19 protein-coding genes are annotated in these 17,825 nt (G+C 71.8%); 10 read left to right on the top strand and 9 right to left on the bottom strand.

From position 1 onward, the window contains the following. Positions 1–106 precede the first annotated feature (106 nt). A complete protein-coding gene (locus ACIGFK_RS12085; protein ID WP_376659920.1) occupies positions 107–610 on the bottom strand; it encodes an LURP-one-related/scramblase family protein in 504 nt (167 codons plus the stop codon). 32 nt (positions 611–642) lie between these two features. Here ACIGFK_RS12085 and ACIGFK_RS12080 point away from each other — a divergent pair, with 32 nt between their 5' ends. Next, the gene (locus ACIGFK_RS12080) at positions 643–1,461 is read left to right on the top strand and encodes a hypothetical protein (RefSeq protein ID WP_400051411.1); all 819 of its coding nucleotides are present in this window, start codon (positions 643–645) and stop codon (positions 1,459–1,461) included. 28 nt (positions 1,462–1,489) lie between these two features. Further along, complete coding sequence (locus tag ACIGFK_RS12075) at positions 1,490–2,023, top strand: DUF4240 domain-containing protein (RefSeq protein WP_376659922.1); 534 nt, start codon at positions 1,490–1,492, stop codon at positions 2,021–2,023. Here the strand turns inward: ACIGFK_RS12075 and ACIGFK_RS12070 are convergent. Continuing rightward, positions 2,014–2,679: an MSMEG_1061 family FMN-dependent PPOX-type flavoprotein gene (locus ACIGFK_RS12070; protein WP_400051409.1), complete on the bottom strand. Its 666-nt coding sequence runs from the start codon at positions 2,677–2,679 to the stop codon at positions 2,014–2,016. The genes ACIGFK_RS12075 and ACIGFK_RS12070 overlap by 10 nt on opposite strands. A gap of 78 nt (positions 2,680–2,757) precedes the next feature. Here ACIGFK_RS12070 and ACIGFK_RS12065 point away from each other — a divergent pair, with 78 nt between their 5' ends. Next, positions 2,758–4,605, top strand: a complete 1,848-nt coding sequence (locus tag ACIGFK_RS12065; protein WP_400051407.1) for an NHL domain-containing thioredoxin family protein — start codon at positions 2,758–2,760, stop codon at positions 4,603–4,605. 76 nt (positions 4,606–4,681) lie between these two features. On the opposite strand, the gene ACIGFK_RS12060 is transcribed toward ACIGFK_RS12065, so the two are convergent. The 5 genes from ACIGFK_RS12060 to ACIGFK_RS12040 all read right to left on the bottom strand — a co-directional run bounded on the left by ACIGFK_RS12060 (position 4,682) and on the right by ACIGFK_RS12040 (position 9,663). Beyond that, on the bottom strand, positions 4,682–5,974 hold the full coding sequence (locus tag ACIGFK_RS12060) for a M18 family aminopeptidase (RefSeq protein ID WP_386467910.1): 1,293 nt from the start codon (positions 5,972–5,974) through the stop codon (positions 4,682–4,684). A gap of 96 nt (positions 5,975–6,070) precedes the next feature. Then, positions 6,071–6,802, bottom strand: a complete 732-nt coding sequence (locus tag ACIGFK_RS12055) for a hypothetical protein (protein ID WP_376659926.1) — start codon at positions 6,800–6,802, stop codon at positions 6,071–6,073. A gap of 416 nt (positions 6,803–7,218) precedes the next feature. Further along, positions 7,219–9,045, bottom strand: a complete 1,827-nt coding sequence (locus ACIGFK_RS12050; RefSeq protein ID WP_376660326.1) for an acyl-CoA dehydrogenase — start codon at positions 9,043–9,045, stop codon at positions 7,219–7,221. Between the two features lie 94 nt (positions 9,046–9,139). Further along, positions 9,140–9,526 carry an ATP-binding protein gene (locus ACIGFK_RS12045; RefSeq protein ID WP_400051405.1) on the bottom strand — a complete coding sequence of 129 codons (387 nt, stop codon included), beginning with the start codon at positions 9,524–9,526 and terminating at the stop codon, positions 9,140–9,142. After that, complete coding sequence (locus tag ACIGFK_RS12040) at positions 9,523–9,663, bottom strand: hypothetical protein (protein WP_400051403.1); 141 nt, start codon at positions 9,661–9,663, stop codon at positions 9,523–9,525. Before ACIGFK_RS12040 ends, ACIGFK_RS12045 begins: the two co-directional genes overlap by 4 nt. Positions 9,664–9,786: 123 nt before the next feature. Between ACIGFK_RS12040 and ACIGFK_RS12035 the strand changes: the two genes are divergently transcribed. The 7 genes from ACIGFK_RS12035 (at position 9,787) to ACIGFK_RS12005 (ending at position 14,427) form a co-directional block, all read left to right on the top strand. After that, complete coding sequence (locus ACIGFK_RS12035) at positions 9,787–10,644, top strand: Scr1 family TA system antitoxin-like transcriptional regulator (RefSeq protein WP_386467913.1); 858 nt, start codon at positions 9,787–9,789, stop codon at positions 10,642–10,644. After that, positions 10,625–10,828 carry a DUF397 domain-containing protein gene (locus tag ACIGFK_RS12030; RefSeq protein WP_376660313.1) on the top strand — a complete coding sequence of 68 codons (204 nt, stop codon included), beginning with the start codon at positions 10,625–10,627 and terminating at the stop codon, positions 10,826–10,828. Before ACIGFK_RS12035 ends, ACIGFK_RS12030 begins: the two co-directional genes overlap by 20 nt. Positions 10,829–10,876: 48 nt before the next feature. Further along, positions 10,877–11,335, top strand: coding sequence for an SseB family protein (locus ACIGFK_RS12025; RefSeq protein ID WP_376660314.1), 459 nt, complete (start codon positions 10,877–10,879; stop codon positions 11,333–11,335). A gap of 34 nt (positions 11,336–11,369) precedes the next feature. Next, the gene (locus ACIGFK_RS12020) at positions 11,370–12,329 is read left to right on the top strand and encodes an ArsR/SmtB family transcription factor (protein WP_400051400.1); all 960 of its coding nucleotides are present in this window, start codon (positions 11,370–11,372) and stop codon (positions 12,327–12,329) included. Between the two features lie 108 nt (positions 12,330–12,437). Continuing rightward, positions 12,438–12,806, top strand: a complete 369-nt coding sequence (locus ACIGFK_RS12015; protein WP_376660316.1) for a hypothetical protein — start codon at positions 12,438–12,440, stop codon at positions 12,804–12,806. 126 nt (positions 12,807–12,932) lie between these two features. Beyond that, positions 12,933–13,928 (top strand): pirin family protein, encoded by a 996-nt coding sequence (locus tag ACIGFK_RS12010; protein WP_376660317.1) that lies wholly within the window; start codon positions 12,933–12,935, stop codon positions 13,926–13,928. 148 nt (positions 13,929–14,076) lie between these two features. Continuing rightward, positions 14,077–14,427 (top strand): hypothetical protein, encoded by a 351-nt coding sequence (locus tag ACIGFK_RS12005; protein WP_400051398.1) that lies wholly within the window; start codon positions 14,077–14,079, stop codon positions 14,425–14,427. Here ACIGFK_RS12005 and ACIGFK_RS12000 read toward each other — a convergent pair. Together ACIGFK_RS12000 and ACIGFK_RS11995 are read right to left on the bottom strand one after the other, a co-directional pair. After that, positions 14,424–15,500 (bottom strand): AI-2E family transporter, encoded by a 1,077-nt coding sequence (locus ACIGFK_RS12000; RefSeq protein WP_386467920.1) that lies wholly within the window; start codon positions 15,498–15,500, stop codon positions 14,424–14,426. The genes ACIGFK_RS12005 and ACIGFK_RS12000 overlap by 4 nt on opposite strands. Positions 15,501–15,602: 102 nt before the next feature. Next, positions 15,603–17,807 carry a SpoIIE family protein phosphatase gene (locus ACIGFK_RS11995; protein ID WP_400051396.1) on the bottom strand — a complete coding sequence of 735 codons (2,205 nt, stop codon included), beginning with the start codon at positions 17,805–17,807 and terminating at the stop codon, positions 15,603–15,605. Positions 17,808–17,825 lie beyond the last annotated feature (18 nt).

The following is a 17,825-nucleotide window of genomic DNA, read 5'->3' as shown; positions in this document are numbered from 1 at the left end:
CGGCGATCGGCTCGTACCGGGCGGCCTCCTGGGCCGTACCGGGCGCCAACCCGTTCCTCCTGCCGGCAGGCCTGGTGACCGCCTCGGAGATCAGGGAGGGGCTCGATCACTCGGCCCCCGCACCCTCCCGCTCCCCCTCCGCCATGCGGATCACGCACACCGCCACCGCCACCAGCAGCGCCGCGTCCGCGTCCTCCCGGACCACGTCCACCGCGTAGGTCTCGCGGATCCGGTACCACTGCCGGGAGATCAGCGCGAGCAGCTCCCCGTCGTACTCGACCTTGAACTCCCGGTCCAGGATCCGCCCGCTGACGTCGAGCTCCGTCCCCTCGATCAGGGTCACCAGGAAGTGGTTGCGCAGCAGCGACCACCGCTTGCGCCGGATCCGCGCGAGGCGCCGGCCGTCCCGCTCCAGGGTCATGGTGTCGCGGAAGCCGAGCAGCTTCTCCCGCAGGGTGATGAGGATCAGCCCGTCCGGATCCTTCAGCTCCAGCGTGTCCCGGAAGCGCAGCGCCTTGCCGTCGACGAGGAAGGCGTGGCGGCCGTCCTCGTCCTCGATCCAGTAGTCGTCCCCGATGGCCAGCATTTTGTCCCGTACGAGGTATTTCATGCGCTGATCAGTGCCCGCGATAGGTTGCGGGCATGCCTCTCCTCTACGTGACCGACCTGGCGTACCCGGCGCGCGGCCGCCGCTACTGCGACGAGGACATATTCCTCACCTCCCGCCTCCGGGCCGCCGGCTTCGAACTCGCGCTGTGCCACCCGGCCGACGCGGAGGCGCTCGCGCCCCTGGGCTTCGACGCGGTGATCGTCCGCAACAGCGGCCCGGTCCTGCACTACCAGCAGGCCTACGACTCCTTCCGCGCCGCGGCCCTCGCCGCCGGGACCCGGGTCTACAACCCGCTCACCGGCCGAGCCGACATGGCGGGCAAGCAGTACCTCCTCGACCTCACCGCCGCCGGATACCCGGTCATCCCGACGGTCGACGACCCGGCCAGGCTGTCCGAACTGCCGCAGGTGCCCGTCTACGCGGTCAAGCCCAAGCAGGGCGCGGACTCCATCGGCCTCACCTTCACCGGGGAACCGCAGGGCCCGGCGGGATCGGTCCTCATCCAGCCCCGCATCGACTTCGCCTACGAGGTGTCCTTCTACTTCGTCGACGACGCCTTCCAGTACGCCCTGTACGCCCCCGACCCGGCCCGCCGCTGGGAGCTCGTCCCCTACGAGCCCACCCCCGCCGACCTGGACTTCGCCCGCTCCTTCGTCGAGTGGAACACCCTCGACCACGGCATCCAGCGCGTGGACGCCTGCCGGGCCCCCTCGGGCGAACTGCTCCTCGTCGAGCTGGAGGACCTGAACCCGTACCTGTCCCTCGCCCTCGTCGCCCCCGAGGTCCAGGACGCCTTCGTCGAGGCGCTCGCCGGATCCCTGCGCTCCTTCATCGGCTGCGCCACGGCCTGATGTCAGACCCGGCTGCCACGCTTCCCCCATGGACAAGCAGACGTTCTGGAAGCTGATCGAATCGGCCCGCGCGCAGGCGCAGTCGGCGCCGGAGGAGGTGTCGACGCGCGCCGCGGAGCTCCTCGCCGAGCTCCCGGAGGCGGAGATAGCCGAGGCCCAGCAGGTGCTGTGGGACCTCCTCTCCGAGTCCTACAGCGCCCCGCTCTGGGCCGCGGCCTACGTCATCAACGGAGGCTGCTCGGACGACGGCTTCGACTACTTCCGCGGCTGGCTCCTGACGCAGGGGCAGGCGGCCTTCGAGGCGGCCCTGGCCGACCCGGACTCCCTGGCCGCCCACCCGGCGGTCCGGGAAGCCGCGGCGGACGGCCTGGAGCTGTGGGACGAGGACGCCCTCTCGATCGCCTGGAGCGCCTACGAGTCCGCCACCGGCCGCGAACTGCCCGCGGACTCCTTCACGATCGGCTACCCGGCCCTGGACCCGTCCTGGGACTTCGACTTCGACGACACCGACGAGACCACCGCCCGCCTGCCCCGCCTCAGCGCCCTCTTCGACTATTCGTAGCGGTAGAGGAGCGATTCGCGCTCGGCCTGCAGGACGTCCTCGATGGTCAGGTCCGGCCGGTCGATGTGGGAGAGCGTGACCTCGGCGGAGCTGGGGACCGCGTCCTCGGCGAGCCACTGCTCGGGCTTCCAGGCGTTGCTGCGCAGGAACGCCTTCGGGCAGTGCTGGTAGACCTCCTCGACCCCCACGACGATCGCGCTGCGCGGCGGCTTGCCGACGGGGGTGAGCTGCTGCAGCAGCTCGGGGTCGGTGGAGACGCAGGCCCGCCCGTTCACGCGCAGGGTGGTGGCACGCCCGGGGATGACGAAGATCAGCCCGGCCCGGGCCGTCTCCACGATGTTGCGGATGGTGTCGATCCGCTTGTTGCCGGTGGCGTCGGGGACGGCCAGGGTGAACTCGTCCAGGACGGCCACGAATCCCGCCGGCCCGCCCCGCGGGGTCACGTCACAGGTCCCGTCGGCCCCGGCACTGGCGACGAACACCAGCGAAGACCGCCCGATGACCGCCCGGGCCGCGTCGAGGACCCGGTCCACGGTCTTGCGCCGGACCAGCTCGCCGGGCTCCTCGTACACATCGCCCAACTGCGAGATGCTCCGGACCGCGGTGGCGTCCAGGGCGTCGAATATCCGCCTGCTCGGCGGTGTCGTGGCTGTCACGTGAACGCACGTTATCGGACGTGATCACCGTCGTACTGGTGTTGTCCTGTGTTCACACCGGGATGGCAAGCTTGAAGCATGAACGATTCCGCCCCGGCGCCCACCCCCGCGCCCGCGCCCCGCCGTGCCCGTCTCCGTGCCCCCGAGCTGATCGGCAAGGGTGGCTGGCTGAACACCGGAGGCAAGGAGCTCACCCTCTCCGACCTGCGGGGACGCATTGCGATCCTCGATTTTTGGACGTTCTGCTGCATCAACTGCCTGCACGTCCTCGACGAGCTGCGCGAGCTGGAGGAGAAGCACCGCGACACCGTCGTGATCATCGGCGTGCACTCGCCGAAGTTCGTGCACGAGGCCGAGCACGCCGCCGTCGTCGATGCCGTCGAGCGGTACGAGGTGCACCACCCCGTGCTGGACGACCCCGAGCTCGCCACTTGGAAGCAGTACGCCGTACGCGCCTGGCCCACGCTCGTCGTGATCGACCCCGAGGGGTACATCGTCGCCCAGCACGCCGGTGAGGGGCACGCGCACGCCATCGCGCGGCTGGTCGAGGAGCTGGAGGCCGAGCACGAGGCCAAGGGGACCTTGCGGCGCGGGGACGGGCCGTACGTGGCGCCCGAGCCCGTCGCGACCGACCTCCGGTTCCCCGGGAAGGCGCTGCTGCTGCCGTCCGGCAACTTCCTGGTCTCGGACTCGACCCGGCACCAGCTCGTCGAGCTGGCCGCCGACGGCGAGAGCGTCGTACGGCGGATCGGCAGCGGCGAGCGCGGCTTCGGCAGCGATAGCTTCAGCGAGCCGCAGGGGCTGGCGCTGCTGCCCGACGGGCGGGTGGTCGTCGCCGACACGGTCAACCACGCCCTGCGCGTCCTCGACCTGGAGAGCGGGGCTGTCGAGACCGTCGCCGGCACCGGGCGGCAGTGGTGGCAGGGCTCGCCGACCTCCGGGCCGGCCCTCGAGGTCGACCTGTCCTCGCCGTGGGACGTGGCCTGGTGGCAGGGCAAGGTGTGGATCGCCATGGCGGGTGTGCACCAGCTGTGGACCTGGGACCCCGCGGAGGGGACCGTCGAGGTCGCCGCCGGCACCACCAACGAGGGGCTGCACGACGGTCCCGCCGCCGAGGCCTGGTTCGCGCAGCCGTCCGGGCTCGCCGCGGCCGGGGACCGGCTGTGGATCGCCGACTCCGAGACCAGCGCCCTGCGTTACGTCGAGCCGGCCGGCGAGGGCGACGGGTACGTCATCAAGTCCGCCGTCGGCACCGGCCTGTTCGACTTCGGCCACCGCGACGGCGACGCCGCCCAGGCCCTGCTCCAGCACCCGCTCGGGGTCACGGCCCTGCCCGACGGCTCGGTCGCGGTGTGCGACACGTACAACCACGCCCTGCGCCGCTACGACCCCGCCACCGGCCAGGTCTCGACCCTCGCCACCGACCTGCGCGAGCCCAGCGACGCCGTGCTCGTCGGGGACGACATCGTGGTCGTGGAGTCCGCCCGGCACCGGCTCTCCCGGCTGCGGCTCCCCGAGGAGGCCGTACGGGTCGACGCGGTCGCCCACCGCACCCAGCGGGCCGCCACCGAGGTCGCGCCCGGCACGCTCCGCCTCGACGTGGTCTTCCAGGCCCCGAGCGGCCAGAAGCTGGACACCCGCTACGGCCCCTCGACCCGCCTCCTGGTCTCCTCGACCCCGCCGGAGCTGCTGGCGGCCGGCGAGGGTCCCGGCACCGACCTGTTCCGGGAGCTCGCGCTGAACCCGGACGTCACCGAGGGCGTCCTGCACGTCTCGGCGATGGCGGCGTCCTGCGACGACGACCCGGACAACGAGTACCCGGCCTGCCACGTCCACCAGCAGGACTGGGGCGTCCCGGTCCGCGTCACCGCCGAGGGCGCCGCCCGACTGCCGCTCGTCCTCGCGGGCATGGACGACCGGGCGTAGGAGCGGACGACACGGAAAGCCCCGCCCTGGAACGGGAGTTCAGGGCGGGGCTCTCACGTGCGGGACTGCCGGGGCGTCAGCCCTCCAGGAAGGCGACCAGGGCGTTCGCCAGGAGGTACGGGTCGTCCGCGCCGCAGAGTTCGCGGGCGCTGTGCATCGAGAGGATGGCCACGCCGATGTCCACCGTCTGGATGCCGTGGCGGGCGGCCGTGATCGGGCCGATCGTCGTGCCGCACGGCATCGAGTTGTTGGAGACGAAGGTCTGCCACGGCACCCCGGCCCGCTCGCAGGCGCCCGCGAACACGGCGCGGCCGCTGCCGTCCGTCGCGTAGCGCTGGTTCACGTTGACCTTGAGGATGGGGCCGCCGTTGGCGCGCGGGTGGTGCGTGGGGTCGTGCCGCTCACCGTAGTTGGGGTGGACCGCGTGGCCCGTGTCCGAGGAGAGGCAGATGGTGCCGGCGAAGGCGCGGGCCTTGTCCTCGTACGTGCCTCCGCGCGCGAAGACTGAACGTTCCAGCACGTTGCCGAGGAGCGGGCCGTCCGCGCCCGTGTCCGACTGCGAGCCGTTCTCCTCGTGGTCGAAGGCGGCCAGGACCGGGATGTGGTCGAGCTTGCCGTTGGCGGAGACCGCGGCCAGTGCCGCGACGCCCGCGTGGACGGAGAGCAGGTTGTCCATGCGCGGACCGGCGAGCAGTTCGCGGTCGCGGCCCAGGTAGGCGGGCGGCTCGATGGAGTGGACCATCAGGTCCCAGCCGGCCACCGAGCCCTGGTCCAGGCCCTCTTCCTCCTCCAGGAAGGAGATCAGGTCGCCTTCCCGGACGTCGCCGAGGCCCCAGATCGGCTGCATGTGGCGCTGCTTGTCGAGCTTGAGGCCGTCGCTGTTCACCGACCGGTCGAGGTGCACGGCGAGTTGGGGCACGCGCAGCAGTGCGCGGTCCACGTTGATCAGTCGGTCGGTGCCGTCGCGCAGGGTGAGCCGCCCGGCGAGGCCCAGGTCGCGGTCGAGCCAGGTGTTGAGGAGGGTGCCGCCGTAGATCTCGACGGCGATCTGCCGCCAGCCCTGGGAGCCCGTGTCCGGCAGCGGCTTGACCCGCAGGTTGGGGGAGTCGGTGTGGGCGCCGATGATGCGGAACGGGGTGTGTGCGGTCGCGCCCTCCGGGACGTACCAGGCAATGAGCGCGCCGCCGCGGAGCACGAACTTGCCTCCGGCGCCTGCGTCCCAGGCGTCCGTTTCCGACAACTGCCTGAAACCTGCCTTCTCCAGCCGCTCGGCCGCATTGGCCACGGCGTGGTACGGCGACGGACTGGCCGTCAGGAAGGTCATCAGGTCGTCGGTGTGGCCGCGGTCGAAGCGGGCGGGAGAGCTCATGTGTTCACCTTAACGACGGTCGTGTACGCCATGGCCGGACTGGGGCGGATAGCCGAGAGGACGGGTCCGGAGGTGTGGTCCGGGACCCGGGGCGTCTCAGCCCGGCGGACGTTCGAAGCGGCGCTGCAGCTGTCTGCGCTCGCCCCGGCGGATGCGCGGGAGCATCTCCGGGGTCTGCGGGGAGCGCTGCGCGCGTCTCTTGCGTCCGGCGCAGAAGATACAGGCCTCGCCCGGGGGTGCGTCCGGGTCGATGGGCGCGCCGGGGTGCTCGGAGCAGCCGGAGGCGTTACGGGGGCGGGAGAGTTCGCGGGCGACGATGAAGGCGCGGTGGAGGTCGTCCGCGATGCGCACGAATTCATCGGAGGGCGAGGACAGGCCCAGGTGGAAGCGCTGGTCCTCGACGGTGCGCAGGTACTGGCGAAGCACCTGCAGGGTGTACGGGCCGTCGGGCACGGGGTAGCCCAGGCGCCGCTGTTCGCCCGTGGCCGGGGAGGCCTGGCGGGCGCCGTTCAGGCGCTGCCCGAGGCGGCGCCGGTCGTTGCAGATCAGGCAGCGGCCCCAGCCCTCGGGGGCCTCGGGGTCGAGGGCGCCGTTGGGGTGTTCGGGGCAGCCGGTGTAGCTCTTGGCGGGGGCCAGGCCGGCGGCGGTCTGGAAGGCCACGTAGAGGGCGTCGGCGATGGCTTCGTATTCGGCGGGGTGGGCGCCGTCGTACAGCTCGCGCAGGTGGTCGCCGAGGCTGCCCAGGCTCGCCTGCAGCTCCTTGAGGGCGTACGGGCGCCCGGTGGGGACGGAGTACCCCCTGCTGCCGTGGTGATCCTGTGGGCTCATGCGTACGAGCGTCCCATGAACGGCTGACAACGGAGAAAAGCCGCAGTACAGGGGGCCGGGTGCCGTGGCGCTGCGCTTGGCCGGGGCGGGCCGGGGCGGGGCGGGTGCGGGCACCGGGTCGCACGACCGGTGCCCGTACCCGCCGCCGGTGCCCCGGGCCCCGCCGGCGAGGCCGAAGACGCCGCTGCGCGGCATCCTGGGGCTCCGCCCCGGTCCCCGCTCCTCGAACGCCGGAGGGGCTGATTTCGCCCCGGCGGCGATCCGGGCCCCGCCCCGCCCGTCCCCTCCGGATGCGGGCGCGGCGCGGCACGCGGGTGGCTGCTGCTGCCGCCGGACGGGCAGCGGCCGGGCCTCCGTGCGGAGGGCCCGGCCGCTGCACCCGTACCGGGTGCGAGTGACCTGCGGGGCGGCGCAGCCTAGAAGGCGGCCTCGTCGAGGTCCATCAGGGTGTTGTCGACGGCCTCGGCCAGCGCGCGCTGGACGGAGACGCCGGGCAGGACCTGCGACGCGAAGAACTTCGCGGCGGCGATCTTGCCGGTGTAGAACGGCGCGTCCTTGGCGGAGGCGGTCGGCAGCTTCTCGGCGGCCACGGCCGCGCCCTTGAGCAGCAGGTAGCCGACGACCACGTCGCCCGAGGCCATCAGCAGGCGGGTGGTGTTCTGGCCGACCTTGTAGATGTTCTTGACGTCCTCGCCGGTGGCGGTGAGGTCGACGATCATCTGGCCGACGATGGCCTCCAGGTCCACGGCGGCCTTGGCGAGCGCGTCGCGCGCCGGGGCGAGCTCCTCGCCGCCGACGGCCTCGGCCAGGAACTTCTTGATCGTCTCGGAGAGGACGTTCAGGGAGGCGCCCTGGTCGCGGACGATCTTCCGGAAGAAGAAGTCCTGGCCCTGGATCGCGGTGGTGCCCTCGTAGAGGGTGTCGATCTTGGCGTCGCGGATGTACTGCTCGATCGGGTACTCCTGCAGGTAGCCGGAGCCGCCGAAGGTCTGCAGGGACTGGGCGAGCTGCTCGTAGGACTTCTCCGAGCCGTAGCCCTTCACGATCGGCAGGAGCAGGTCGTTGAGGCCGACCAGCGCGGTGGTGTCCTCGCCCGCGGCCTGCTTGATCTGGATGTCGTCCTGGACGGAGGCGGTGTACAGGACGAGGGCGCGCATGCCTTCGGCGTACGCCTTCTGCGTCATGAGCGAGCGGCGCACGTCGGGGTGGTGCGTGATGGTGACCTTGGGGGCCGTCTTGTCCATGAAGTTGGCCAGGTCCGGACCCTGCACGCGCTCCTTGGCGTACTCCAGGGCGTTCAGGTAGCCGGTCGAGAGCGTCGCGATGGCCTTCGTGCCGACCATCATGCGGGCGAACTCGATGATCATGAACATCTGGCGGATGCCGTCGTGCTTGTCGCCGATCAGCCAGCCCTTGGCGGGGTGCTTGTCGCCGAAGGTCATCTCGCACGTGTTGGAGGCCTTGAGGCCCATCTTGTGCTCGACGTTGGTGGCGTAGACGCCGTTGCGCTCGCCCAGCTCGCCGGTCTCCCAGTCGAAGTGGAACTTCGGGACGAGGAAGAGGGACAGGCCCTTGGTGCCCGGGCCGTGGCCCTCGGGGCGCGCGAGGACGTAGTGGAGGATGTTCTCCTCCATGTCGTGCTCACCGGACGTGATGAAGCGCTTCACGCCCTCGATGTGCCAGGAGCCGTCCTCCTGCTGCACGGCCTTGGTGCGGCCGGCGCCGACGTCCGAACCGGCGTCCGGCTCGGTCAGGACCATGGTGGAGCCCCAGCGCTTCTCGACCGCGATCTGCGCGATCTTCTTCTGCGCCTCGTTGCCCTCCTCGTGGAGGACGCCGGCGAAGGCCGGGCCGGAGGAGTACATCCAGATGGCCGGGTTCGAGCCGAGCAGGAGCTCCGCGTAGGCCCAGACGAGGGAGCGCGGGGAGACGGTGCCGCCGATCTCCTCAGGGATGCCCATGCGCCAGTACTCGGAGTCCATGAAGGCCTTGTAGCTCTTCTTGAAGGAGGCCGGGACCGGGGCCGTGTTCGTCTCCGGGTCGAAGACGGGCGGGTTGCGGTCGGCGTCGGCGAAGGACTCGGCCAGCTCGTTCTCGGCCAGGCGGGCTATCTCGGTCAGGACGTCCTTGGCGGTCTCGGAGTCCATCTCCTCGAACGGACCGGTGCCGTACAGCTTGTCGCGGCCGAGCACCTCGAAGAGGTTGAACTCGATGTCGCGGAGATTCGACTTGTAGTGCCCCATGGCGACGGCTCCGTTAAGGCTCGGGGAGACAGATTCCTCGTACATACCAATCGGTAACGTCATGATGCTACCCACCGGTAATAAGACGCAACCCTTACTGCCGGGACTGTGACGACGCTCTCGGCAGCTCGCACCACACGGTTTTCCCCTGGGGCGCTCGAACGACGCCCCAGCGCAGGGCGACGGCGGCCAGCAGGGCCAGCCCCCGACCGGACTCGTCCCCGTCCGCGGCCTGTCGCGGTACGGGCTGCGCGTGCGCGTCGGGGTCGGTGAGCTCGACCCGCGTACGGGCTGCCCTTCCGGTGACGCGCAGGGTGACGGGCGTGCCGGTCCCCAGGTGGGTGATCACGTTGGTCAGCAGCTCGCTGACGCAGAGCTCCGCGTCGGGGGATTCGGCGGGCCCGAGGTGCTCGCGCACGGCGTGGCGGGCCAGGGGGACGGCCCCGGGGGTGGCGAGCAGCCGGATCGTGAGCCCGTTCACTGCGCGGCCAGGGCGGCGGCCAGTCGCTGCGCGGTGGCGGCGTTGCAGTTGCCGAGGGTGATGTCGTGCGAGGCGAGTGCGGTGCGGAGTGCCTCCAGGGCTTCCGTGGCCTCGTGGTCGCGGTCGTGCTCGCTCATGGCGGTGCCTGCCGTTCCTGTGGCGGGTGCGGAGTGTGACGAACTGCTCACAGGCTGGCGGGGGTCGGCGTAGCGTGGGAAGGGTTTCGAGTCCACAGTGCGAGGTGTGGAAGGCGGGCGATCGTGGCCGCGCGTAAGGACATTGACGGCTCGGCGAGCGTGCCGGCGTTTTATGGCAAGGAGCTGCGGTGGCGCCGGGAGGCGGCGGGCCTCACGCTCCAGCAGTCGGTGGAGGGCAGCTTCTACGGGGCCAGCTATCTGAGCGAGATCGAACTCGGTCAGCGGCGCATGCCGCTGGATCTAGCGCGCCACGTCGACCGGGTACTGAACACCGATGGGTTCTTCGAGCGGCGTTGTGAGGACGTACGGAAGGCCCGGAGCGTTGGCCTCGCCAGGTACGCCGAGAAAGTCTTGGACGCGGAGAAGGTTGCCGAGACCATTGAGGAATGGTGCCCGAGCGCCTTTCCGGGCCTGTTGCAGACGGCTGCGTACGCACGCGCCCTGGCCCGGGCCGAACGGCCGCTGGAGGCCCGGGAGGAGACCGATGTGAAGGTCAACGCCCGGATGGCGCGGGCTGACCTCTTCGAGGGCGACCACGGGACGCCGGAGTACTGGGTCATCCTGCACGAGTCGCTGCTACGGCTGCCGGTCGTCCCGCCCGACCGGATGGCGGAACAGCTCGACCACGTAACCGCCCTGGTCCGCCGCAATCGGATCGTTCCACAGATCGTCCCGTGGAACGCAGGAGCGCACCCGTTCATGTCGGCAGGCACGACCATCATCATGACCTTCGCCGAGGCGCCGCCACTGGTCTATACGGAGTCGCTGCACAGCGGCGTCACCATCGACGATCCGGCTCTCGTGAAGCGCTATCGAAGGTCGTACGATCTGCTGAGGGCCGCCGCGCTACCGCCAGAGGCGTCCCTCGCCATGATGGAGGCGGCCGCAGAGGACTACCGAAATGGCAATCAGCGACATTGACTTGAGCGCCGCTCGTTGGCGCACGAGCAGCTACACCAACAGCGACGGTGGTACCTGCGTCGAGGTGGCCGACGGCGTCGCCGGTTGGGTGCCCGTGCGGGACTCGAAGCGACGGACCGGGCCGACCCTCGTGGTCTCGGCGACAGCCTGGGCACCCTTCGTGGCCACACTCAAGGCCCACTGACCGGAACTCGGCGGCCCCGCCGCCCCCGGCCTCGGTAGGCTTCGGCCCATGTACGGCTACGACCAGAACGTGAGCGCGGGGCAGCAGCAGTACGGGCAGCCCCAGCAGGGCTACGCGCAGCAGCAGGCGCCGCTGTACCCCGAGCCCTCGCCGCCCTCCCTCGGGGACGCGGTCCGGGCGTTCACGACCGGGTCGCTGTCCGCCGAGGACTTCCAGCAGATCTTCGCCTCGTCGAAGGTCTACTGCCCGCGCGGCGACACCCCGGGATTCCTCGCGCTGCACAACACGCAGCAGCCGGTGATCCCGATGTTCACCACGCTCAAGGAGCTGCGCCGGTACGCCGGCAAGGAGTCCAAGTACTTCGTGATCACCGGCGCCGAGGTCATCGACCTGCTGCCCACCGGCTACGGCTTCGTCCTCGACATGGAGGGCGACCACCGGATGGTCTTCGACGCGAAGGCGGTCGAGCAGATGGTCGACTTCGCGATGCGCCGCATGTATGGCTAGACGCTGACGACGGGGGGCGGGCGCGTTGCTGAGGGTGCACTTCACGACCGAGGACCTGCTCAACGTCACCTTCGCCCGCGAGCCGCTCCCGCTCGTGGAGCTCGGCATGGCGGTCGTCGCCTGGCAGCGCCGTGACGAGCAGGCGGTTTTCGGCCGATGGCGCGGCCACGTCACCCGGGAGTTACCGGGCCGGGTGCGGCCGCTGCTGGATCTGCTGCGGCCCGACGGCGACAACCCGCAGTTCGTCGAGCCGTACGCGCCCACGCTGGAGGAGGGGCTGGCCGCCGTGCGGGACGCCGCCGGGGCACTCACCGACGGGCAACTGGCCCGTACCGCCGCCCGCGCCCCCGGCTCCGCCTCCTGGCTGCGCGCGCTGTGGGCGCAGGACCGCGAGGCGTGGGATCAGCTCGACGGCGCGCTGCGCTCCGTCCACGAGCTGGTGATCGCCCCGCACTGGCCGCGGATCCGGCAGTCCTTCCAGGCGGACGTGGCCTGGCGGACCCGGCTGCTGGCCGCCCACGGCATCAAGGCGTGCCTGGCCAGCACGCATCCGCGGGCCGACTGGACGGGCACGGTCTTCGAGGTCCCGGTGGAGCCGGACTTCGAGTGCGCCCTCGGGGGCCGGGGCCTGCTGTTGATGCCCTCGCCGTTCTGGACGGGACGGCCGCTGCTGGCCGAGGGCCCGGACGGCCCGGACGGCGCGCGGCTGCTGATGTACCCGGCGCTGACCCCGCTCCCGCTGGTCGGCCCGAGCGCGGCGGACGGGGCGCTGGACGCGCTGCTGGGTCGGACCCGGGCGGCGGTGCTCCAGCTGCTGGTCCAGCAGCGCACGACGAGCGAGCTGGCCCGGGACCTCGACATCAGCCTGCCCTCGGTCTCGGAGCACACCCGCACCCTGCGTGCGGCGGGCCTGATCACCACGCGGCGGGACGGCAAGGCGGTGCTCCATTCGGCGACGGGCCTGGGCGTGGACCTGCTGCGCAGCGGGGGCTGAACGTTTCGGCGACGCCCGAAACCATCGCGGCCCCGGCCGTGGCTGCCGAGTATCGGTGCTGCGGGGGAATCCACGGGGGGTCCCCCGCACCGACACGAGGAGGCAGTGATGGCTCGTACGTCGATCCGGACGAGGCTCGCCGCGATCGCGGCCACGGGGGTACTGGCGCTGGGCGCGGGGGTCCTGGCAGCGGCGCCGGCGGAGGCCGCCTGGTGCGGCGTGAGCGGCGGGAAGCTCTACTGCGGCAACGACGCTCCCGTCGACATGTACCGCAACGCCAGCTACAGCGCGCCGTGGGTGGACACGCTGAAGACCAACCCGAGCGTGTTCGACTGCTGGACCAAGAACGAGGGCACCACCTGGTACGGGGCCTACGGCGATGTGACCGGCCGCTTCGGCTTCGTCCCGGCATCGGTCGTCTGGACGACCGCGGCCTTCGACTCCAACCCGGGTGCGTACGGGCTGCCGCACTGCTGACCTGGCCTGACCTGTACATCTGCGCCTGAGGGCCCCGGGGGAATTTCCCCCGGGGCCCTTTCTGTTCTTCCCGGTGGCAGGAAGTTCGAGTTTCAACTAAACTCGACGCAGAAGGAGGTCCTGACCATGCCCGCAGTGACTGTTGAGAACCCGTTGACCCTTCCGCGAGTGGCCGAGCCGCAGGCCGCCGTCGCGCGCAAGGTGCTGGCCGTCGTCGACGCCCCCAGTGGGTTCGAGGGCGAGGGATTCCCGGTGCGCCGCGCGTTCGCGGGGATCAACTACCGGTACCTCGACCCGTTCATCATGATGGACCAGATGGGCGAGGTGGAGTACGCGCCGGGTGAGCCCAAGGGCACCCCCTGGCACCCCCACCGAGGCTTCGAGACCGTCACGTACCTGATCGACGGAACCTTCGTCCACCAGGACAGCAACGGCGGCGGCGGAGTCATCAACGGCGGTGACACCCAGTGGATGACCGCCGGTTCGGGCCTCCTGCACATCGAGGCCCCGCCGGAGTCCCTCGTCGTGTCCGGCGGCCTGTTCCACGGCCTCCAGCTGTGGGTCAACCTCCCGGCCTCCGACAAGATGATGCCCCCGCGCTACCAGGACATCGGCGGAGGCCAGGTCCAGCTGCTGACCACCCCCGACGGCGGCTCCCTGCTCCGCGTGATCGCCGGCGAGCTCGACGGCCACCAGGGCCCGGGCATCACGCACACCCCGATCACGATGATCCACGCGACCGTCAGCCCGGGCGCGCAGATCACCCTCCCGTGGCGCGAGGACTTCAACGGCCTCGCGTACGTCCTGGCCGGGCGCGGCTCGGTCGGCGAGGACCGGCGGCCGGTCCACACCGGGCAGACGGCCGTCTTCGGCGAGGGCGGCTCGATCACGGTGCGGGCGGACGAGTCGCAGGACTCCAACGCCCCGGCCCTGGAGGTCGTCCTCCTCGGCGGGCGTCCGATCCGGGAGCCGATGGCGCACTACGGGCCGTTCGTCATGAACAACAAGCACGAGCTCCAGCAGGCCTTCGACGACTTCCAGGCCGGCCGCCTGGGCCGCATCCCCACCACCGCGCGCACGGGCCTCGGCCACCGCGGTACGGGCGAGGCCGCGGAGGACTGACACCCGGGGCCGACACCCCGGGCCGGTACGACCGGGACCGCTCCGCCGCGGGGTGGTCCCGGTCCCGTACCCGGCCTGAGTACCGGCGCGCGTGCGGGTGAGTAGCCGCGCGCCTGTGCCGGACCCGGGAACCGCGTTGGATCGGGGCATGGACAACGCCTCCTCCTCCACGAACACCCCGGCTCCTGCGCCGGCCAAGGACCGGACCCGCCTCTGGGCCGGTCTGTCCGCGGCGTTCTTCCCCGTGGCCTTCGTCGGAGCGGTCGTCCTGCTCCTGTCGTCCGTGCAGGTGTCGGGCTGTGTGACCTACGGCGTGGAGTGCACCCGTGGGCTGCCCTGGTGGCTGTTCCCGGGGAGCGCAGGCGCCGCGGGCGTGGCCTTCCTCGTCGCACTGGCCGCGCCCCGCCCGCAGGTCCGCCGGTGGGCGCTGGGCGCCCAGCTCTTCGCCGAGTGCACGGCGATCATGGTGGTCCTCAGCTACCACCCGGGCCTTGCCTAGACCGGTTCCACCGGACCGGGGGCCGCGTCCTCGCCGTACCGGGCCCGCAGTTCCGAGACCACCCCGAAGGCGGCCGCGGTCAGCGGCACCGCCAGCAGCATGCCGAGGATCCCGGCGGCACTCGCCCCGGCCGTGATGGCCAGCATGACCACGGCCGGGTGCATCTGCACCGTGCGGCTCTGCACCAGGGGCTGGAGGACGTACCCCTCGACCATCTGGACCAGAAGCACCAGCGCGAGCACCCACAGGCCGGTGGCCCAGCCCCGCTCGACGAGGGCGACGAGGACCGCGACGGCGCCGGAGAGGAACGCGCCGAGGTAGGGGATGTAGGCCGTCACGAAGACCAGCGCGGCCAGCCCCACCGCTCCCGGCACGTCGAGCACGAGCAGACCCGCGCCGATCAGCACGCCGTCGACCAGGGCCACGAGCGTGGTCCCCCGCATGAAGCCCTCGACGGCCCCGAACGCCCGCCGGCCCATGGCCTCCATGAGGTCGCCCGAGCGGCGCGGGACGAGCGAGCGCAGGGTGCCCACCGCGCGGTCGGAGTCGCGGAGGAAGAAGAAGATCAGCACGAGGGACAGCAGGGCCGTGGCGATCATCGTGCCGACCACGCTGATGCCGGTGACCACGCCCGAGGCCGCCGTGCCGCCGAACTTCGCCAGCAGGTCCTGCGAGTTCTTCGCGAGGTCCTCCAGCGAGGTGCCGAGCGCCCCGAAGTGCTCGGCGAGGTTCTGGCCGGCCCGCCGCAGCGCGTCGACGATCTGGTCGCCGGTCCTGACGACCGCGAGGACGACGACGTACGAGGCCCCGCCGACGACGGCGGTCACGGCGAGGCAGGTGAGGGCCGCGGCGAGGGAGCGGTTCACCCTCATGCGGACGAGGCGCCGGTGCAGCGGGCCGAGCAGGGCCGTGCCGAGGACGGCGAGCAGCACGGGCGTGACCACCGTCCGGAAGACCGTGCACAGCCATACGACGAGGGCCAGGACGGCCGCGACGAGCAGGACGACGGCGCACCAGGCGGCGAAGCGCCGTACGGGCTCGGGGAGCAGGGAGTTCGGCACCTCGTCATCCAAGCACTTCGGATGATCAATTCGGTTGAACGGCTCAGCGGGTGAACGTCTCAGCGGCCCTTCTTCCGTCGGCTGCCGGCTGCCGACTGCCGGCCGGAAGGGCGCTCAGTCGGCGTCCGGCTGCTTGGACTCCTCGTGCAGCTCGAACCAGATCGTCTTGCCCTCCCCCCGCGGGTCCACGCCCCAGCTGTCGGCGAGCATCTCCATCAGCAGCACCCCGCGCCCGCTGGAGGCCATCTCGCCCGGGTGCCGCTTGTGCGGGAGCTCGTCGCTGGGGTCCGCGACCTCCACGCGGAGCCGGCGGTCGCCCAGCTCGCCCACCGCCTCCGCGACCAGCAGCGCGTCGCCGTCGGTGTGCATGAGCACGTTCGTCACCATCTCGGAGACCATCAGCACCGCCGAGTCCACCTGCTCCCCGTCGGCCCAGTCGTGCAGCAGCTCCCGGATCTGCTGCCGCGCGCCCGCGATCCGCTCGGGCTCGGCCTGGGCCACCGTCAGCATGGTGCGGCGGGCCGGGCGGGCCGGGTGCGGCAGCGGGGCCCCGCAGCCGCAGCTCTCGCCCTCGCGGCACAGCAGCAGCACGGCTATGTCGTCCTCGCGGCGGTCGGCCAGCGGGCCCGTGGTGTGGTGCGAGGAGGGCCCGTGCACGGCCTGGACCAGCAGGTCGGCGAGCCTTTCCAGGTGGCCGTCGCCCGCGTGGCCGTCGCCCGGGTGCCCGTCCTCCGGGTCCCCGGGGGCGGGGAGCTCGGACTCCAGGACCGCGCGGAGCCGCGCCCAGCCGGTGTCGAGGTCGTGCCCGCCGGTCTCGATGAGCCCGTCGGTGCAGAGCATCATCGTCTCGCCGGGCTCCAGGGTGAAGCGGGTCGTGGGGTAGTCCGTGTCGGGGACGATCCCGAGGGGGAGCCCGCCCGCGGTGGCCCGCATCAGGACCGTGCCGTCCGTCATCCGGATCGCCGGGTCGGGATGGCCCGCGCGGGCCACCTCCAGGATCCCGGTCCGCGGATCGCACTCCGCGTACAGGCAGGTCGCGAAGCGCGGGCTCTGCATGTCGGGGTCCTCGTCGGAGTCGTACGGGTCGTTCTCCTGCGAGGAGCACAGCCCCGCGAGGAAGCGGGAGGCGCGCGAGAGCACCGCGTCGGGGCGGTGGCCCTCCGAGGCGTACGCGCGGACCGCGATCCGCAGCTGGCCCATCAGCCCGGCCGCCCGCACGTCGTGGCCCTGGACGTCGCCGATGACCAGGGCGAACCGTCCCGACGGCAGCGGGATCATGTCGTACCAGTCGCCGCCGACCTGGAGCCCGCCGCCCGTCGGGACGTACCGCGCGGCGATCTGCATGCCGGGGATCTCCGGGCCGAGCTGGGGCATCATCGACCGCTGCAGGCCGGTGGTGAGCTCCCGCTCGGATTCGGCCACTCCGGCGCGCTGGAGCGCCTGGGCCAGCATCCGGGCCACGGTCGTCAGGACCGAGCGCTCGTCGGGGGAGAAGGACACCGGGTGCTTGAAGGCGGCCATCCAGGCGCCCATGGTGCGCCCGGCCACGATGAGCGGCAGGAACGCCCAGGAGGTCCGGCCGAAGCGCTGGGCGAGCGGCCAGGTGGCCGGAAAGCGCCGCTTGTAGTCCTCGGGGCTGGGCAGGTAGATCGCCCGGCCCGTACGGACGACGTCCGCGGCCGGGTAGGCGGTGTCGAGCCGCATGTCGGAGAAGGGGCCCTCGTCGCCGGGGCCGTGCCCGTGGTGGCCGATGACCGACAGCCGCTCCCCGGCCACCCCGAAGACGGCCAGTCCGTCCGGGCTGAAGCCGGGCATGGACAGCGAGGCGGCGACCCGCAGCACCTCCGCCGTGGACCGGGCCTCGGCCAGCGCCCGCCCCGCGTCCAGCAGGAACGCCTCGCGGGAGCGCCGCCAGTCGCCGGTGATCGGGGTGTGCACGGCGGTGGTGCCGGGCTGCGGCTCGGCGATCTCCTGGATGGTGCCGATCAGCTCGTAGTCGACGCGGCCGTCGGCCGTCCGGTTCTCCAGAGGCTTGGAGCGGCTGCGTACGGTGCGCAGCACCCGGCCGTCCTCGTCCATGATCCGCAGGCGGGCCTCGGCGAGGGTGCCCTCGGCGACGGCCAGGTTCACTATGCCGCTGATCTCGTTCCAGTCCACCGGATGGAAACGCGAGCGCACGGCGACCTCCGCGAGCTCCGTCGGCTCCGCGGGCAGACCGAGCAGCCGGGCGGCCTCGCTGTCCAGGGAGACCGTCCCGGAGGCGTTGTCCCATCGCCACAGACCCGTCGCGATGGCGGCCAGGACATCCTCGGTGCGCACCCGGTCATCTTTACAGGT

Source organism: Streptomyces sp. NPDC085524, assembly GCF_044541755.1.
Classification (GTDB): Bacteria; Actinomycetota; Actinomycetes; order Streptomycetales; family Streptomycetaceae; genus Streptomyces.
The sequence above is the reverse complement of the archived record's forward strand: the minus strand, read 5'-3'. Positions and strand labels throughout refer to the sequence as shown.

Bases quoted from the DNA above. Each gene is read 5' to 3' on its own strand.
- ACIGFK_RS12085 (WP_376659920.1), bottom strand. From the start codon at position 610: ATGAAATACCTCGTACGGGACAAAATGCTGGCCATCGGGGACGACTAC.
- ACIGFK_RS12080 (WP_400051411.1), top strand. From the start codon at position 643: ATGCCTCTCCTCTACGTGACCGACCTGGCGTACCCGGCGCGCGGCCGC.
- ACIGFK_RS12075 (WP_376659922.1), top strand. From the start codon at position 1,490: ATGGACAAGCAGACGTTCTGGAAGCTGATCGAATCGGCCCGCGCGCAG.
- ACIGFK_RS12065 (WP_400051407.1), top strand. From the start codon at position 2,758: ATGAACGATTCCGCCCCGGCGCCCACCCCCGCGCCCGCGCCCCGCCGT.
- ACIGFK_RS12060 (WP_386467910.1), bottom strand. From the start codon at position 5,974: ATGAGCTCTCCCGCCCGCTTCGACCGCGGCCACACCGACGACCTGATG.
- ACIGFK_RS12055 (WP_376659926.1), bottom strand. From the start codon at position 6,802: ATGAGCCCACAGGATCACCACGGCAGCAGGGGGTACTCCGTCCCCACC.
- ACIGFK_RS12050 (WP_376660326.1), bottom strand. From the start codon at position 9,045: ATGGGGCACTACAAGTCGAATCTCCGCGACATCGAGTTCAACCTCTTC.
- ACIGFK_RS12040 (WP_400051403.1), bottom strand. From the start codon at position 9,663: ATGAGCGAGCACGACCGCGACCACGAGGCCACGGAAGCCCTGGAGGCA.
- ACIGFK_RS12030 (WP_376660313.1), top strand. From the start codon at position 10,625: ATGGCAATCAGCGACATTGACTTGAGCGCCGCTCGTTGGCGCACGAGC.
- ACIGFK_RS12025 (WP_376660314.1), top strand. From the start codon at position 10,877: ATGTACGGCTACGACCAGAACGTGAGCGCGGGGCAGCAGCAGTACGGG.
- ACIGFK_RS12015 (WP_376660316.1), top strand. From the start codon at position 12,438: ATGGCTCGTACGTCGATCCGGACGAGGCTCGCCGCGATCGCGGCCACG.
- ACIGFK_RS12010 (WP_376660317.1), top strand. From the start codon at position 12,933: ATGCCCGCAGTGACTGTTGAGAACCCGTTGACCCTTCCGCGAGTGGCC.
- ACIGFK_RS12005 (WP_400051398.1), top strand. From the start codon at position 14,077: ATGGACAACGCCTCCTCCTCCACGAACACCCCGGCTCCTGCGCCGGCC.